The following is a 16,248-nucleotide window of genomic DNA, read 5'->3' as shown; positions in this document are numbered from 1 at the left end:
TTTATCGCAAAGCTCTGCCACTGGATAATGCCGGCCATTGTTTCTACAGGCAGGTTTCCCTTATGCAAGCGTCTTCAATTGACACCGCGGTCACACCCGCGACCAAACCAGGGCTGCGGCTATTGCTGTTGCCGCTGGTGATCCTCGCCGGCATGGGCCTTTCCGTGGAGGCCGGGCTGCTTGGGCCGCTCGGGGTTCAGGTCGGGCATTTGTGGGCGACGTTGAGCATCTTCGGGGTCGGTTCGGCGATTCTGTTTTTGCTGCTGTTGTTCAGCGGCCCGCAACAAGGCCCCGCGTTGAACACCTTGCCGCGCTGGCAGTTGATCGGTGGCTTTCTCGGGCCGATCTATGTGGTGGTGCTGACCCTGGCCACGCCGCACATCGGCATTGCGATGACCATGATCGCGATCCTCTGCGGGCAGGTCGGCAAAAGCGTGCTGATCGACCACTTCGGCTGGTTCGGCGCCGCCCGCAAAAAGGTCAACGGTGAACGCTGGCTGGCGTTGCTGTTGATTGTCGTGGCACTTGTTCTGATCGCTCGGGGTTGATGATGAATCTGATTATTTTGTTGGCCGTAATCGTGGCGGCCGGTGCGGTGTTGAGTGTGCAGGCGGCGATCAATGGCCGTCTGGGCGAAACGGTTGGCGTGTTGCGCAGCAGTTTGCTGACCTTCGTGGTGGGGGCAGTGGTTACCGGACTGCTGATCCTGTTTTTCGAACCGGCGCAGGCCGTGAGCTTGCTGGACGTGCCGAAGTGGCAACTCAGTGGCGCGCTGTTTGGGGTGGTGTACATGATGGTCATGGTCGGCGCGGTGCCAAGGGTCGGTACGGCGGTGGCGACTGTGGCGGTGATTGTCGGGCAACTGGGCATGGGCATGTTGATCGACAATTTCGGCTGGCTGGGTAATCCGGCCATCGACCTGTCGAACAGCCGGATCGTGGCGATGGTGTGTCTGGGACTGGCGTTGGTGTTCATGTATCGCAGCAGCAAGCGGCAGGCCTGACGCAAACTCCTACACTGGTAAGACGGGCCGCGCGTGCGGCACCCCGACGACCACACCAATGGAGTCTGACTCATGATCAGCAGTGACAGTATCTGCGATTGTCCCAAATGCTCGTGCAAGCTGGGCGAGCATCCGATAGCGCGCCACGGTAAACACTATTGCTGTGAAGCCTGTGCCAAGCACCATGAACATGGCGAAGAGTGTTCCCACAAGGAATGTAAGTGTGCTCATGCCAAATAGCGCAAGTCTGTTCAGATAACGTTGTGGCGCGGGAGCAAGCTCCCTCGCCACAGGGTGTTCATGCATTTCATCGTTAACTCGCTGGCCGCCAGGTCACGTTCTCGACGCCGAACTTCTCTGCCATCGGCTTGCTGGTCTTTTGCACCTTCTCCCGGCCGAAACGCGGGATCCGGCCCACCCCGGCGTCGCAGCTCGCCCAATGCCAGGCCTCCGCGTTGTCCATCTTGTCCAGGCGGATGATGAATGACTTGGGGGCGCCATGAAGGGTGTATTCAATGACGAAAAGTTTTGCGTTGTTCATAAAGCCCGTATTCCTCCCGGTGGTAATAGAGGGATCGTCGGTGTCGCGGAAAATTCAGTTGGATTGTCAGGTGGCGGCGACCAGTGGCGAGCAGACGTTGGGCTGGTTACCATGCAATGTCTCAATACCCCAATGAATGCTGCCCATGGCCCTTGCCGCACCCCCGACCTGAGTGATACCGATGTGCCTGTGCAACCACTGGCACGTACCTATCCGCGCGGCTTGTTCATCGAGCCACACGAGCATGTCTGGGGCCAGTTGCTGTATGCGATGAGCGGGGTGATGTGGGTCGAAACGCCCCATGAGGCGCTGGTCGTGCCGCCGCAACGGGCGGTGTGGCTGCCACCGGGCGTGCCCCATGGGATTCGCGTGGTCTCGGACTTGCAGATGCGCAATATCTACTTGCGGCCGGCACTGGCGGCGACGCTGGACGAAACCGTTCAGGTGATCGAGGTTGGCGGCTTGCTGCGCGAGCTGATCGTCGGGTTGGTGGAGCAGGGCGACAACGGCGCGCCCGAGTATTACGAGGCGCTGGTCGGCCTTGCACTGCTGGAACTCAGGCGCGCCAAGCGCTCCGAGTTGAAAATCCCGATGCCGGATGATTCCGACCGACGCCTGATCAACCTCTGTCAGGCCGTCATGGCCGCGCCATCGCTGGACATCTCTTTTGAACAACACGCCGAAAGCGCCGGTGCCAGCGTGCGCACCCTGGCGCGCTTGTTCAAGGACGGTCTGGGCATGGGGTTCGCCGAGTGGCGGCGACAGGTGCAACTGGCGACAGCCGTGGCCGAGCTGATTCAGGGTGTGCCGGTCAGTGCCATTGCGCGCGAATTGGGCTATTCGCCGAGCAGTTTCAGCGACATGTTCCGCCGGGAACTGGGCATTGCACCCTCACAATTTTCCAGCCATCACCAAACCCTGTAGCAGCTGGCGAAGCCTGCGTCCGGCGGCGAAGCAGTCGTAGAACCTACTAGCACGGTATTACTGAACGACCGCGTTGCCTGATTTTACGACTGCTTCGCCGCCGGACGCAGGCTTCGCCAGCTGCTACACGTCGTCTTGTATTCGGCATTAGTGCTTTGGCCGGAAAGCAGAAGCACTTGGCCGATGCCCGGCGCAACCTGCCATTAGACTCTGGCCTATCTTAATAGCCCACGGAGTCAGCCATGAGCTACCTCATCTCACTGGCCATCGGTCTGGGCGTCGGTTTGCTCTACGGCGCACTGGATTTTCGTTCCCCCGCACCGCCGGCTATCGCGCTGGTCGGGCTGCTCGGCATGCTGGCCGGTGAAAAGTTGTGGCCCATGGGGCGGCAACTGGTCGCTGGCTGGATCTCCTGAACCGTTTATTTACTCGATGGAAACGCTCATGAAAGCATTGCAGTTCGACAAAACCGGCGACCTCTCGGCCCTGCGCTACGTTGACGTGCCCACGCCGGTACCCGGCGCCGATGAAGTGCTGGTGCAGATCAAGGCCGCGGGCCTCAACCCCAGCGACGTGAAAAATGTGCTGGGGCGTTTTCCCTACACCACGTTGCCACGGATTCCCGGTCGGGATTTTGCCGGTGTCGTGGTTGAAGGTCCGCAGGCGTTGATTGGTCAGGACGTCTGGGGCACCGGGCGTGAGCTGGGGTTCTTTGCCGATGGCTCCCATGCGCAATTCGTCAAACTGCCGGCCAACGGTGTCGCGCTCAAACCGACCCACCTGAGTTTTGCCCAGGCCGCCAGCCTCGGCGTGCCGTACACCACGGCCTGGGATGCGTTGGAGCGCAGCCTGGTGACGGCGCAAACGCGATTGTTGGTGATCGGCGGCGGCGCGGTGGGCAGCGCGGCGTTGGCGCTGGCCAAGGTGCGCGGAGCTCAGGTGCTGGCGGCGGCGCGGCGACCGGAGCAGGTCAAGGAATTGCAGGCTCAGGGCTATCAAACCCTGCAACTGGATAATCCGGAAGACCTGGGCGCTCAGGTGAACACCGTGTACAGCGGCGGCGCTGACGTGATCTTCGACACCACCGGGTTCTGGCTGCCGGCCTCAGTCCCGGCACTGGCGACGTTCGGTCGTATCGCCATCATCGCCGCACCGGTGGACGGCATGGTGCAATTGCCGGCGCTGGCGCTGTATCGCAAGGGTGGCTCGGTGGTCGGGATCAACTCATTGTTGTACGGGGTTCAGGCGTGCGCGGCGATGCTCGATCAGTTCGGCAAGTTTTTCGATCAGGGGTTGTTGCCATTGCCCGAGGGCTTGTTTGAATCACCGCTGTCCCAAGGCCTGGAGCGGTATTCAGAAGTGAATCAGGGCAGTGGCGACAAAGTGATCCTGTTGCCGTAACGGTGATCGTTCCCACGCTCTGCGTGGGAATGCAGCCCGGGACGCTCCGCGTCACTAGTCGAACGCGGGAGCGTCCGTTGAGGCATTCGGAACGATCACCAGACACAATGCTAGAATCGCTCGCACTGACTTCCCAAGGTGCCTCCCATGAGCGAGCCGATTCGTCTGACCCAATACAGCCACGGCGCAGGTTGCGGCTGCAAGATTTCCCCCCAGGTGCTGGAGGTGATTCTGGCCGGCAGCGGGGCACAGAACCTCGACCCCAAACTCTGGGTCGGCAACGCCTCGCGCGATGACGCGGCGGTGTACGCCATTGATGAAGAACGCGGCGTAGTCTCGACCACTGACTTCTTCATGCCCATCGTCGACGACCCGTTCGATTTCGGCCGCATCGCCGCCACCAATGCCATCAGCGACATCTACGCCATGGGCGGCGACCCACTGATGGCGATTGCGATCCTCGGCTGGCCGGTCAATGTGCTGGCGCCGGAGATTGCCCGGGAAGTGATTCGCGGTGGCCGTTCGGTCTGCGATGAAGCCGGGATTCCACTGGCCGGTGGGCACTCCATCGATGCGCCGGAGCCGATCTTCGGCCTGGCCGTGACCGGGCTCGTGGAAAAGCGCCACATGAAGCGCAATGACACGGCCACCGCCGGCTGCCTGCTTTACCTGACCAAGCCGCTGGGCATCGGCATCCTCACCACCGCCGAGAAGAAGGGCAAGTTGCGTACCGCCGATATCGGCCTGGCCCGCGACTGGATGTGCACCCTGAACAAACCCGGCAGCCGTTTCGGCAAGCTCGACGGCGTGACCGCCATGACCGACGTCACCGGGTTTGGCCTGCTGGGGCACCTGGTGGAAATGGCTGACGGCAGCCACCTGACTGCCCGCATCGAATACGACCGCGTGCCGCGCCTGCCAGGGGTTGAGTATTACCTCGACCAAGGCTGCGTACCGGGCGGGACGCTGCGCAACTTCGACAGTTATGCCAGCAAACTGGGGCGGCTTCAGGAAATGCACAAACGCGTGTTGTGTGATCCGCAGACCAGCGGTGGCCTGCTGATTGCGGTCACGCCCGAGGGCAACGAACAGTTCCTGGCAGTGGCGGCCGAGCTGGGCCTGAGCCTTGAGCCGATCGGCGAACTGGTTGAGCGACAGACACACGCGGTTGAGGTGTTTTGATGTCGATCGACTTCACCGATTACCGCGACATCTTTCTCAACGACCGGCCGATGATGGATGCCCGCGCGCCGGTGGAGTTCAGCAAGGGTTCATTCCCGGGGGTGGTCAACCTGCCGCTGATGAATGACAGCGAACGCCAGCGCATCGGCACCTGTTACAAGCAGCACGGGCAGCAAGCGGCCATTACGCTGGGGCATCAACTGGTGTCCGGCGAGATCAAGGCTGAACGCATCCAGGCCTGGGCCGATTTCGCCCGGGCGCATCCCGAGGGCTATTTGTATTGTTTTCGCGGCGGCTTGCGTTCGCAGATCGTCCAGCAATGGCTCAAGGACGAAGCCGGCATTGACTATCCCCGGGTCGGTGGCGGCTACAAGGCCATGCGCACGTTCCTCCTCGACACGCTCGATCAGGCGGTGACCCAGTGCGATTTCGTCTTGCTGGGCGGCATGACCGGCACCGGCAAGACCGAAGTGCTGACGCAGTTGAGCAACGGGCTGGACCTTGAAGGCCACGCCAATCATCGCGGCTCCAGCTTCGGCAAGCGCGCGACCGGGCAGCCGTCCAACATTGATTTTGAAAACCGTCTGGCGGTGGATGTCCTGAAAAAACGTGCCCACGGCATCGAGCAGTTTGTGCTGGAAGACGAGAGCCGGGCGGTCGGCAGTTGCGCATTGCCGTTGCCGCTGTATCAGGGCATGCAGCAATTTCCGATGGTCTGGCTGGAAGACAGCCTCGAAGGGCGTGTCGAACGGATATTGCGCGACTACGTGGTGGACCTGTGTGCCGAGTTCATCGGCGTGCATGGCGATGAAGGGTTTGCGTTGTTTTGCGCACGTTTGCTGGAAAGCCTGAACAATGTCCAGAAACGCCTGGGCGGCGAACGCCATCGCCGGATGTTGATATTGATGGAAGAAGCCTTGGCCGAGCAGGGCCGAAGCGGTGCAGTGGATTTGCACCGAGGCTGGATTGAAGGGTTGCTTCGTGAGTATTACGACCCGATGTATGCGTTTCAGCGGGAGAAGAAAGGCGCGCGGATCGAGTTTGCTGGGGAGAGGGTAGCGGTACTCGAATACCTGCGCGAGCGAGTCAATCAGCAAGGTTGAGGTTGTAGTGACTGGCTCTAATCGCGGGCAAGCCCGCTCCCACATTGAATCTTCAGTGAACACAGATTGTGTGTACTTCCGAGATCCACTAATGAAATGGCTACCCCCGCTGCCCCCTGTGATCGCCCACTAAGCTTTCACAGGGGGCTCATCGGAGATCGTTGCCATGAACAAAGTAGCTATTGCCGCCATCGACTTGGGAAAACACTCCTTTCATCTGCATGCTCAAGATGATCATGGTCATGAGCTTTACCGCAAAAGTTTACGCGGGCAGCGCTCACCCAATATCTGGCGAAACTGGAGCCCTGCACCGTCGTGATGGAAGCCTGTGGCGGTGCCCACTTCATGGCACAGGAGGTCGCCAAGCTGGGGCATACGCCCAAGCTTATTGCGCCACATCTGGTACGCCCTTACGTGAAAAGCAACAAGAACGACTTCGCTGATGCCGAAGCGATCTGCGAGGCGGCGTCTCGCCCCACAATGCGCTTCGTGCCCCCAAAACCCAGGCTCAGCAGGCGCTGGCGATGCTCAATTCGGTGCGTGAGTCGTTCATCAAAGATCGCACCGCCACTGTCAATCGCATTCACGCCGCCCTGCTGGAGGTGGGTATCAGCCTGGCTCCCGGCTTCAAATCCATCAAAGAACTTCCAGCGTTGCTTGAGATGAGTTCATTTTCCGGCTCCATCAAAAAAATTCTGATGGGGCTGCATGAGCACTTCAACTATCTGGATGGGAAGGTCAAAGCGCTGGACAAGGAGGTGGAATGCCGGGCCGCTGAAGATGATCTGGCGGCTCGTTTGATGACCATGCCATGCGTCGGCCCGATCACCTCCAGCGCCCTGGCTGCCGAGTTGGGCGATGGCAAACAGTTCAAATGCGGCCGAGGTTATGCGGCGTCGATCGGGCTGGTACCCAAACAGCACGGCACGGGCGACAAGATCGTGTTGCTGGGCATCAGCAAGCGCGGCGATCGAAATCAGAGGCGCCTGCTCATCCAGTGCGCCCGGGTTTACTTGATACAGCTGGAACGACAGAAAGGCGCTCTGGCGGACTGGGTCCGTCAACTATTAGCCTCCCGCCATCACTCCAATCTCGTGGTCTGCGCGCTGGCCAACAAGCTGGCAAGAATCGCCTGGGCGATAGCCGCACACCACACTGAATTCGATGCGGGGCCAGCCGCGATGAACGCCTGACCCCGCTGTCACCCGAGCACCACCCACCTGGTTTTGCGATGCTGGATAACTGATGACGTGAACGGCCAACCGGCCTGACGACAACCCTGAGCTCCTACACGGCTGTAAGGCCGTTCCACTAATTAGGGTCGTTGGGCATCGATTCTCATCGAGGCGCGGGGTGACAGCCCCACTCAGACGCCGGATAGATGAAAGCAAGCCAAACACGACATCAAAAACAGTATTGCAGAAAAGGGGGTAACCATAGATGTAGGAGCGAGCCGCTCGCGAAGGCGATCTGACCGGTGTTACAAAACCTAGAGCAACGCCGCCCCGATCAACCCGCTGATCACACCAATTGCCATGGTCATCAGCGCCACGCTCACCAGCACCCGCGCATCGAAATCCTTGCGCAGCATCAGCAGCGACGGCAGGCTGATGCTCGGCAGGGTCATCAGCAATGCCACGGCCGGGGCGGTGCTCATGCCCAACGTCATCATGGTTTGCACGATAGGGATTTCTGCTGCGGTAGGAATCACAAACAACGTACCGATGATTGCCAGCGGCACCAGCCACAGCAGGCCGTTGGCCATGGCCCCGTCAATGTGCGGGAACACCCAGACCCGCACCGCGCCCAGCACCAGGACTGCCAGAATATAGATCGGGATGGTGCTCCAGAACAAACTCCACAGGGTTTTGGCCCAGCGTGTCAGGAATGGTTGGGTATCTTTTTCACTGACTTCGGCCACTGCCTCGACGGCGGCTTCAGGCAGTGTTTCCGGGCCGCTGATGCGTTGAGCGATCATCGACACCCCGAACACCAGCACAATCCCGGCGACCAATCGCAACGCGGTGAACCCCCAGCCCAGCACGAACCCCATGAACACCAGTGTCGCGGGGTTGAGCACCGGGTTGCCGATCCAGAAGGCCAGCGCTGCGCCGACCGAGACATTCGAGCGACGCATGCTCGCGGCCACCGGGGCGGCGCAGCACGAGCACATCATCCCCGGCAGGGCGAACAGGCCGCCACGCAAGGTTGAAGCGAAGCTGGCGCGACCGAACAGGCGCAGCAGCCAGTCTCGTGGAATCAGGACTTGCAGGAGGGAGCCGAGAATCACGGCCAGCACGGCGGCTTTCCAGATCGCCAGGAAGTACACCTTCGCGTACGTCAGCGCGGCGGCCAGCGGGGCGGTCTGTTCGTCATTGAGGATGGAGGCGCCGATGCTGTGATTGTCAGCGGCGATGAAGGCTTTCAGGTAGTAAGGCGACCACTTGACGTAATAGAGGCCGATACAGGCGACCAGGACGAAAAGGGCAGGTTTCCACCAGAACGACCAACCCCGGGCGGGGACAGCTGCGGATGAGAGTGACATGGAGAGAGTCCAGACAAGGGGAAGTTGCATACATGATAGCCCGCCCTTGGCTGTCGTGGTCTTCACCGGCTGTGGGATGTTGCCGACCGCTTAGGTCGGACAAGTCTGCGACCCGTTATCCAGCCCTTGTTTGTAGCTGTGACTGACGAGGCTGGCCTTGCCGTTTTGCCAGGTCAACGTGAGTACGAACACCGAATCGTAGTCGCTGGACGCCCAGTCTTCGGTGATGCTCTGCTTCTTGCCGACGGCGTCTCCAGCGACCTTGTTGATCAACTCTGGCAGGTAGCCATGGGACCAGGCGGTGTAGATGATGGAGTTGTGGTACTTGTCGTGCAGCAATTCTTCGGCGAGGTCGCTGGTGTCGTTGGCCGAAAATGAGATGTTCACCGGCAAACCGAGCTTGATCGCGCTGGGGCTGATGGTCATCAGTGGACGGATATAGCTGTAGGAGTTGTCCAGTTCACCTTCCTCGACATTGCGCGTCGGGTTGGCGGCAAACACGTAGTTGGCCTTGCCGAACTTTTCCGGCAACAAGGTGGCCAGGTCGATGGCGCGGTTGAGGCCCTGGCAATTGAGCTGGCCCAGACCGCCGGCGGGTTTCTCTGCGTGACGCAGGAACACCAGCGTCTGGGTGCCGTCCGCCGGTTGGGCACGGCTTTCGCGGGACTCCAGCAACAAAAACACTGCGCTTGCCGCCAGCAGCACCGGCAGAACAATAAACGCACGGTGCTTGAAGCGTTTAGCGAATTTAAAAAGTTTGGTCATTGGTATAAGTGATCTTCAGCGCATTCGGTTAAGGCTGACAAACCTTTACACCACGAGCTCCCAGCTTCGAGTGTTTTCCATGTCGTTGAGTCGGTCCGGGTCCGAAAGGGCATTGCTCAGAGTCCTCTGATGCCCATTTGGTTCGCGTCCGGTGGTTGCGCAGCACTGTATCGACAACCTAGAGCGGGTTGCAGCGAAGGTTATCGACAAGATGTTGCGAATTTGTGGACACCCTACACCTTGAGGCTCGGGCAAAGGCTGAGATCTTTCGATCGTGTTCATCAATGGTTTTGATAACGCGAAAAGATCGCAAGCAACGGGCGCTAATCCTGGATTATGCTCATCCCTTTCTTTAGCGACGGATGTTCCCGATGACCGATTTGTCCGCGTTCCCCATCACCCAAAAATGGCCAGCCCAATACCCCGACTGGATCCAGCTTTACCCTTGCCGACCCCCAATGGCGTCAAGGTGTCGATCATGCTTGAAGAGATCGGCCTGCCCTATGAACCGCATCGTGTGGGCTTCGACACCAATGATCAGATGTCGCCCGAGTTTCTGTCACTGAGCCCCAACAACAAGATTCCGGCCATCCTCGACCCCCATGGTCCCGGGGATAAACCCCTGCCATTGTTCGAGTCCGGGGCGATTCTGATTTACCTCGCCGACAAGAGCGGGCAACTGCTGGCTCAGGAATCGGCCGCGCGTTACGAGACGATTCAATGGCTGATGTTTCAGATGGGAGGCATCGGGCCGATGTTTGGCCAGCTCGGTTTCTTCAACAAGTTTGCCGGCAAGGACTACGAGGACAAACGACCGCGCGACCGCTACGTCGAGGAAAGTAAACGTTTGTTAAAGGTTTTGGATGGACGCCTTGAAGGGCGCGACTGGATCATGGGCGAGCGCTACACCATCGCCGACATCGCAACGTTCCCGTGGGTGCGCAACCTCATCGGTTTCTACGAAGCGGGCGATCTGGTGGGCATCAAGAATTTTGCGAATGTCACACGCGTGCTGGAGCGTTTCCTGGCGCGGCCGGCCGTCATGCGCGGGCTGGAAATTCCCAAATCGATCCTTTGATTTCTTCAAGACCAAGGCAGGCAATGAGTTCATTCGATTTCAAGCAAGTAGATGTCTTCAGCCGCGTCGCCCTCAAGGGCAACCCATTGGCAGTGGTGTTCGGTGCGGACGAACTCAGTGAGGAACGCATGGCCGCGTTCGCGACTTGGACCAACCTCAGTGAAACCACGTTCGTGCTGGAACCGCGCGATCCGCGGGCCGACTATCGGGTGCGGATCTTCACCACCCTGAACGAGTTGCCATTTGCCGGGCATCCGACCCTGGGCACCTGCCATGCGTGGCTTGAGGCCGGTGGCGTGCCCAAGGGCGAGGAGATCATTCAGGAGTGCGGCGTCGGACTGGTGCGTATTCGTCGACAAGGCGCGCAGTTGGCCTTTCTCGCGCCGCCCCTGATTAACGCCGGGCCGGTGGACGCCGAACTGGTGGAGCGCGTGCGACGCGGCCTTGGCCTGGAGGTTGGGGTGATTGTGCGGGCGCAGTGGGTGGATAACGGTGCCGGATGGCTGGCAGTCATGCTCGAAGAGCGCCAACAGGTGCTGGACTTGCAGCCGGATCATTCGCAAATGCTGGGCCTGGCCGTCGGCGTGATTGCGCCGTGCAATCTCGAGCGCGATGGTGATGACGCACAGTTCGAAGTGCGGGCGTTCATCTCGGGTGACGGCATGCCGGAAGACCCCGCCACGGGCAGTCTGAACGCAGGGATTGCGCAATGGTTGCTCGCTGAAGGGCTGGCGCCTGCCTCCTATGTGGTCAGCCAGGGTTTGACGATGGGACGAGCGGGGCGCATCCAGGTGGATCAGGTGGGTGATGAGATCTGGATTGGCGGTGCTGTGGTGACCTGCATTACCGGCACCCTGATGCTTTAACCGCCCTGTAGCAGCTGCCGAGCGTGCGAGGGCTGCGTCCGGCTGCGCAGCAGTCGTGGCCCGGTGAACGCGGTTTGACTGAAAGAATTCGGTTGCAGGTTTTGCGACTGCTTCGCAGCCGGACGCAGCCTCGCACGCTCGGCAGCTGCTACGAGGGATGTGTTACAGGCGCGGATTATTGCTGACCCGGTAAGGGTTTTTCCGCTCTTGAGGTTTGTGCCTGGCGCCTTGCAAGGCATAAGCTTCGCTCCCTACGACGTTTATCTTGTCCTCCGTTTTCAGGAATGCCCATGTCCAGTCAGTTCCCCGAAGCACGTCCACGCCGTCTGCGCCGCAATGCGAGCCTGCGCAGCCTGTTCCAGGAAACCGAATTCAGCCTGAACGATCTGGTACTGCCGATTTTCGTCGAGGAAGAAATCGACGACTTCGTGCCGATCAAAAGCATGCCTGGCGTGATGCGCATTCCGGAGTCGAAACTGGCCGGCGAGATCGAGCGCTACGCCCGCGCCGGCATCAAATCCGTGATGACCTTCGGCGTGTCGCATCATCTGGACAGCGGTGGCAGCGACACCTGGAACGACAACGGGCTGGTGTCGCGCATGTCGCGGATCGCCAAGGATGCCGTGCCAGAGATGATCGTGATGTCCGACACCTGCTTCTGCGAATACACCGACCACGGTCATTGCGGCGTGCTGCACAACCACGAAGTCGATAACGACCAGACCCTGATCAACCTCGGCAAGCAAGCCGTGGCCGCCGCGCGGGCTGGCGCCGATGTGATTGCGCCCTCGGCGGCCATGGACGGGCAGGTCCAGGCGATTCGCCGGGCGCTGGATGACGCGGGTTTCAGCCAGACCGCGATCATGGCGTATTCCACCAAATTTGCCTCGGCACTCTATGGCCCGTTCCGTGAAGCCGGCGGCAGCGCGCTCAAGGGCGACCGCAAAAGCTATCAGATGAACCCGATGAACCGCCGCGAAGCGGTGCGCGAATCGCTGATGGACGAACAGGAAGGCGCGGATGCACTGATGGTGAAACCGGCCGGTGCCTACCTGGACATCATCCGCGACATCCGCGAGGTGTCGCGTTTGCCGTTGTCGGCGTACCAGGTCAGTGGCGAGTACGCGATGATCAAATTCGCGGCGCAAGCGGGGGCGATCGATGAGGATCGCGTGGTGCGTGAAAGCCTCGGGGCGATCAAGCGCGCGGGGGCGGATTTGATTTTCACCTACTTCGCGATGGACCTGGCCCTGGCTGGCATCTGAACCCCATTGCCAATGTGGTGTTCTCAGGGGCAGCCAAAAAATGGCCGAATCCCGTGATCCCTGAAGTACCGCTCGATCACTTTCGGATCGGAACACGTCTCGGCAATCGCCACATACGTATCCGGCCGTAACAGGTAAAACCCGTTACGGCCCAGCCCCGCGGCTTCAAACGCGGGCCTCCAGCCGAACACCTGCAGCGGCAGGTGATGCTCATTACACCAAGCGATCATCTGGTCGCTGGTGTCGCCATACACATGCACTTGCCAGTTCGGATGCTTCAGCGATTCAAAATTGTCGCCCTCACCGTCGTGGGCCCAGGGCAGGCGATCACCGCCGTGAACGTGCCCGGCAACGCCAGTGCTCAGCGGCATGCCGCGATAATTGAGGGTGATCTGCGAGACCGTGCGAAACAGGAACTCGCGGGTCGCTTCAAACGAAGCCATTTTGGGAATCACAAACGGTGCCAGCCGTGTACGCAGCACATCGGCCAGGCGACCTTCGGCGGTGACGAACGTGAATACACGGTCGGTGGTGGCGACCAGTTTGCGGGCGAACGCGATACGCTCGGTTTCGTACGTGTCCAGCAGCTTGGCCGTAGCGCCGCCGCTTAACACCGCCGCGAGTTTCCATGCCAGGTTGATGGCATCGCCGATTCCGGTGTTCATGCCCTGACCACCCGCCGGGCTGTGCACATGGGCGGCGTCACCCAATAGAAACGCGCGTGCGGTGCGAAAGTGGTCGGCCACCCGATGATGCACACGGTAGGTCGAGAACCAGTTCACTTGTTCGATCTGCACCTTCAGATGTTCGATGGCCCGGCTGCTGACGTCCACAAACTGCAGGGTTTCAGCCTGCTCGGCACGTTCGTCGCGCACGGTGCCGATCAACCGGGCACGGCCTGTGCCGCCGAGTGGAAATATGGCGAGAAAGTCCGCTTCATCCAGATCCACATGCAGTTCGCCATTGAAGGTCGGCCCGCTGGCTTGTACGTCGGCGACATAGAAAATCTGCTGGTAGGTCCCGCCCGGAAAGCCGGTGTCCAGGGTCTTGCGCACAATTGACCGGGCACCGTCGCAACCCGCCAGATAACAGGCCTGACAGGTTTCCTGCTGGCCGTCGGGCAAGCGCAGTTGGGCGGTGATGCCATCGCCGGTGTCTGTGAAGCTTTCCAGTTCCGTGTTGCGCTCCACCTGAATGCCAAAGGCTTCGAGGCGTTTTATCAGCAGTCGCTCGTGCTCGTCCTGAGGGTATATTTCGAGGAAGGAGTAGGGCGTCAGTCCCTCGCCGACGCGGCTCAGGGGCAAGCGCGCCACCGGTTCGCCCTTGACCCAGAAATTCGCCGCCTCAACACGATGACCGTTTTGCACCACGGCCTCGCTGAGATCAAGCTGGCGATACAGCTCCAGTGTCCGCGCCTGGACCGCGAGTGCCCGCGACGTCGTGCCGGGTGCCGACGTCTTGTCGAGAATCCGCACGCGAACGCCCATTTTGCTCAACCACAGCGCGAGTACCAGCCCGGTCGGGCCGGCGCCGACGATCAGCACGTCACTACGATTCATCAACCTGTCCTCCTCGGTGACTGGCTCAAGTATGGTCCACTCGTACAGCGCAGGCAGGCTGACTGCCCAACGGAAACGGCCGTGCTGCTGCGACCGGGGAACGGGGGGCGGCGGCAGGAGTCATAGCCTGCGCCATGCCATTGGTCGTATGGTTAACCCGGTTCAACGGATTTGATGGAGCACCATGCAAGCCAATCGATTGCTCACGGGGGTTGCGGCGCTGTTGCTTTTGGCCGGTTGCGGCACTCAACGCTCGCAGGAACAGCCTGCGCGCACGCCCGCCGAGGTCAAGGCCGAGATCTTGCGGCTATTGCCGGTTAAAACCACCGATCGGCAGGGCTGGGCCACGGACATATACACCGCATTCGCTACCCGGAAACTTGATCCCTCCACGCAAAACCTGTGTTCGGTGATCGCCGTCACCGAGCAGGAATCCACGTTTCAGGTCGACCCGCCGGTGCCGGGCCTGGGCAAGATCGCTCGGGAAGAGATCGATCGTCGCGCCGCTAAAGCTCATATCCCCAGTCTGTTAGTCAGTGGCGCATTGCAGTTGCGTTCACCCAACGGCAAAAGCTACAGCGAGCGCCTCAAAGCAGCGCGCAGCGAGAAAGAACTCAGCGCGATTTTCGATGACTTCATTGGCATGGTGCCATTGGGCAAGACCCTGTTTGGTGGCTTCAATCCGGTGCACACTGGCGGGCCAATGCAGGTCAGCATCGATTTCGCCGAGCAGCAGGCGCGGGGCTATCCGTACCCGGTGAACGGCTCGATCCGGCATGAAGTGTTCAGCCGCCGAGGCGGCATGTACTTCGGCATCGCCCACTTGCTGGGTTACCCGGTGAGCTATACGCAACCGCTGTATCGCTTCGCTGATTTCAATGCCGGCTGGTATGCCAGCCGCAATGCGGCGTTTCAGAACGCGTTGAGTCGGGTGTCAGGCATTCCGCTGGCGCTGGATGGCGATCTGGTTCGCTATGACTCGATCATGCCCGGCACCACTGAAGTAGCGGCGCGCAGCCTCGGCAAGCAGTTGGGCATGCGCAATACGACCATTCGCGATCAATTGGAGGAGGGCAAAAGTCTGACATTCGAGGACACCGAACTCTATCGACGAGTGTTCGCGTTGGCCGACCAGGCCGAAGGTCGGTCATTGCCTCGTGCAGTGCTACCGGGGATTGAGTTGCAAAGCCCGAAAATCACCCGAAAACTTACGACCGCGTGGTTCGCCAAACGGGTCGATGAGCGTTATCAGCGCTGCCTGGTGCGGGCAGGCCAGTGAGCGGAAGCAAAAAACAGACGTAAAAAAACCCGGCGGGTGAGGCCGGGTTTTTCATTGAGTCCTGCGGTAAAACCCTGCATTTATGCCGCACGGCTTTCGATCAAACGGTCGGAGCCACCTTCGGCCACGCGGTTTTGCATCAGACGGTCGGAACCATCAGCGGCAACGCGGTTTTCGATCAGACGGTCGGAGCCACCTTCGGCCACGCGGTTTTGCATCAGACGGTCGGAACCATCAGCGGCAACGCGGTTTTCGATCAGACGGTCGGAGCCACCTTCAGCAACGCGGTTCTGCATCAGACGGTCGGAACCATCAGCGGCAACGCGGTTTTCGATCAGACGGTCGGAGCCACCTTCGGCAACGCGGTTCTGCATCAGACGGTCGGAACCATCCGCGGCAACACGATTCTCGATCAGGCGGTCGGAGCCACCTTCAGCAACGCGGTTCTGCGTCAGACGGTCGGAACCATCAGCGGCAACACGATTCTCGATCAAACGATCCGAACCTCCTTCAGCCACACGGCTTTCAATCAGGCGATCCGAGCCGCCTTCGGCGACGACAGGTTGAGCAGAGGTATCGGCAAAAGCGTTAACTGCAAAAACCGAGAAAGCGATGCTGAGAAGAGTTTGGCGTTTCATGAGGGTGTGCTCCGGGGTGTTATTGGTTGGTATGGAGCGGATGTTACGCCGACGATTTTTTATGAGAACTTCATTGCTGTGATTGTGAACATCGACGGT

Annotated in this window: 16 protein-coding genes and 2 pseudogenes; 13 read left to right on the top strand and 5 right to left on the bottom strand. The window is 60.2% G+C overall.

Annotated elements, in window-relative coordinates:
• The first annotated feature begins 62 nt into the window (after positions 1-62).
• From AB4N76_RS04150 to AB4N76_RS04140, 3 genes are all read left to right on the top strand, one after another.
• Entirely contained in the window at positions 63-548 is a 486-nt protein-coding gene (locus tag AB4N76_RS04150) for a DMT family transporter (RefSeq protein WP_077431751.1), read from the top strand.
• Positions 548-1,003: a DMT family transporter gene (locus tag AB4N76_RS04145; RefSeq protein ID WP_046032743.1), complete on the top strand. Its 456-nt coding sequence runs from the start codon at positions 548-550 to the stop codon at positions 1,001-1,003. Before AB4N76_RS04150 ends, AB4N76_RS04145 begins: the two co-directional genes overlap by 1 nt.
• A gap of 72 nt (positions 1,004-1,075) precedes the next feature.
• Positions 1,076-1,243 (top strand): metallothionein, encoded by a 168-nt coding sequence (locus AB4N76_RS04140; protein WP_077431752.1) that lies wholly within the window; start codon positions 1,076-1,078, stop codon positions 1,241-1,243.
• A 73-nt stretch (positions 1,244-1,316) separates the two neighbouring features.
• Here AB4N76_RS04140 and AB4N76_RS04135 read toward each other — a convergent pair whose 3' ends face one another.
• The gene (locus AB4N76_RS04135) at positions 1,317-1,544 is read right to left on the bottom strand and encodes a DUF6555 family protein (protein ID WP_046032745.1); all 228 of its coding nucleotides are present in this window, start codon (positions 1,542-1,544) and stop codon (positions 1,317-1,319) included.
• 111 nt (positions 1,545-1,655) lie between these two features.
• Between AB4N76_RS04135 and AB4N76_RS04130 the strand changes: the two genes are divergently transcribed.
• The 6 genes and pseudogenes from AB4N76_RS04130 to AB4N76_RS04105 all read left to right on the top strand — a co-directional run bounded on the left by AB4N76_RS04130 (position 1,656) and on the right by AB4N76_RS04105 (position 7,347).
• Positions 1,656-2,468 carry an AraC family transcriptional regulator gene (locus AB4N76_RS04130; protein WP_460164186.1) on the top strand — a complete coding sequence of 271 codons (813 nt, stop codon included), beginning with the start codon at positions 1,656-1,658 and terminating at the stop codon, positions 2,466-2,468.
• 242 nt (positions 2,469-2,710) lie between these two features.
• Positions 2,711-2,884, top strand: a complete 174-nt coding sequence (locus tag AB4N76_RS04125) for a DUF1427 family protein (RefSeq protein WP_077431753.1) — start codon at positions 2,711-2,713, stop codon at positions 2,882-2,884.
• 28 nt (positions 2,885-2,912) lie between these two features.
• A complete protein-coding gene (locus AB4N76_RS04120; RefSeq protein ID WP_046032747.1) occupies positions 2,913-3,869 on the top strand; it encodes a quinone oxidoreductase family protein in 957 nt (318 codons plus the stop codon).
• A gap of 147 nt (positions 3,870-4,016) precedes the next feature.
• The gene (gene selD, locus AB4N76_RS04115) at positions 4,017-5,051 is read left to right on the top strand and encodes a selenide, water dikinase SelD (RefSeq protein WP_046032748.1); all 1,035 of its coding nucleotides are present in this window, start codon (positions 4,017-4,019) and stop codon (positions 5,049-5,051) included.
• Positions 5,051-6,154 (top strand): tRNA 2-selenouridine(34) synthase MnmH, encoded by a 1,104-nt coding sequence (gene mnmH, locus AB4N76_RS04110; RefSeq protein WP_046032749.1) that lies wholly within the window; start codon positions 5,051-5,053, stop codon positions 6,152-6,154. The genes selD and mnmH overlap by 1 nt, the downstream gene beginning before the upstream one ends.
• 166 nt (positions 6,155-6,320) lie before the next feature.
• A pseudogene (locus tag AB4N76_RS04105) lies at positions 6,321-7,347 on the top strand (IS110 family RNA-guided transposase).
• Positions 7,348-7,643: 296 nt separating this feature from the next.
• Here the strand turns inward: AB4N76_RS04105 and AB4N76_RS04100 are convergent.
• Positions 7,644-8,699 (bottom strand): permease, encoded by a 1,056-nt coding sequence (locus AB4N76_RS04100; RefSeq protein ID WP_460164185.1) that lies wholly within the window; start codon positions 8,697-8,699, stop codon positions 7,644-7,646.
• A gap of 90 nt (positions 8,700-8,789) precedes the next feature.
• Positions 8,790-9,464: a histidine phosphatase family protein gene (locus AB4N76_RS04095; protein ID WP_109786664.1), complete on the bottom strand. Its 675-nt coding sequence runs from the start codon at positions 9,462-9,464 to the stop codon at positions 8,790-8,792.
• A gap of 371 nt (positions 9,465-9,835) precedes the next feature.
• On the opposite strand from AB4N76_RS04095, the pseudogene AB4N76_RS04090 reads away from it, so the two are divergent.
• From AB4N76_RS04090 to hemB, 3 genes and pseudogenes are all read left to right on the top strand, one after another.
• Positions 9,836-10,542, top strand: a pseudogene (locus AB4N76_RS04090) (glutathione S-transferase family protein).
• A 23-nt stretch (positions 10,543-10,565) separates the two neighbouring features.
• Positions 10,566-11,408 carry a PhzF family phenazine biosynthesis protein gene (locus AB4N76_RS04085; RefSeq protein WP_046032610.1) on the top strand — a complete coding sequence of 281 codons (843 nt, stop codon included), beginning with the start codon at positions 10,566-10,568 and terminating at the stop codon, positions 11,406-11,408.
• Between the two features lie 290 nt (positions 11,409-11,698).
• Entirely contained in the window at positions 11,699-12,673 is a 975-nt protein-coding gene (hemB, locus tag AB4N76_RS04080; protein ID WP_046032609.1) for a porphobilinogen synthase, read from the top strand.
• A 23-nt stretch (positions 12,674-12,696) separates the two neighbouring features.
• On the opposite strand, the gene AB4N76_RS04075 is transcribed toward hemB, so the two are convergent.
• A complete protein-coding gene (locus tag AB4N76_RS04075; RefSeq protein WP_460164184.1) occupies positions 12,697-14,232 on the bottom strand; it encodes an FAD-dependent oxidoreductase in 1,536 nt (511 codons plus the stop codon).
• Between the two features lie 184 nt (positions 14,233-14,416).
• Here AB4N76_RS04075 and AB4N76_RS04070 point away from each other — a divergent pair, with 184 nt between their 5' ends.
• A complete protein-coding gene (locus AB4N76_RS04070; protein WP_046032607.1) occupies positions 14,417-15,511 on the top strand; it encodes a DUF1615 domain-containing protein in 1,095 nt (364 codons plus the stop codon).
• An 80-nt stretch (positions 15,512-15,591) separates the two neighbouring features.
• On the opposite strand, the gene AB4N76_RS04065 is transcribed toward AB4N76_RS04070, so the two are convergent.
• Positions 15,592-16,149 (bottom strand): phage infection protein, encoded by a 558-nt coding sequence (locus tag AB4N76_RS04065; protein WP_460164183.1) that lies wholly within the window; start codon positions 16,147-16,149, stop codon positions 15,592-15,594.
• Positions 16,150-16,248 lie beyond the last annotated feature (99 nt).

Source organism: Pseudomonas sp. S2_F03, assembly GCF_054668335.1.
Note: the sequence above shows the minus strand (reverse complement) of the source record. Positions and strands in the feature narration are given on the sequence as shown.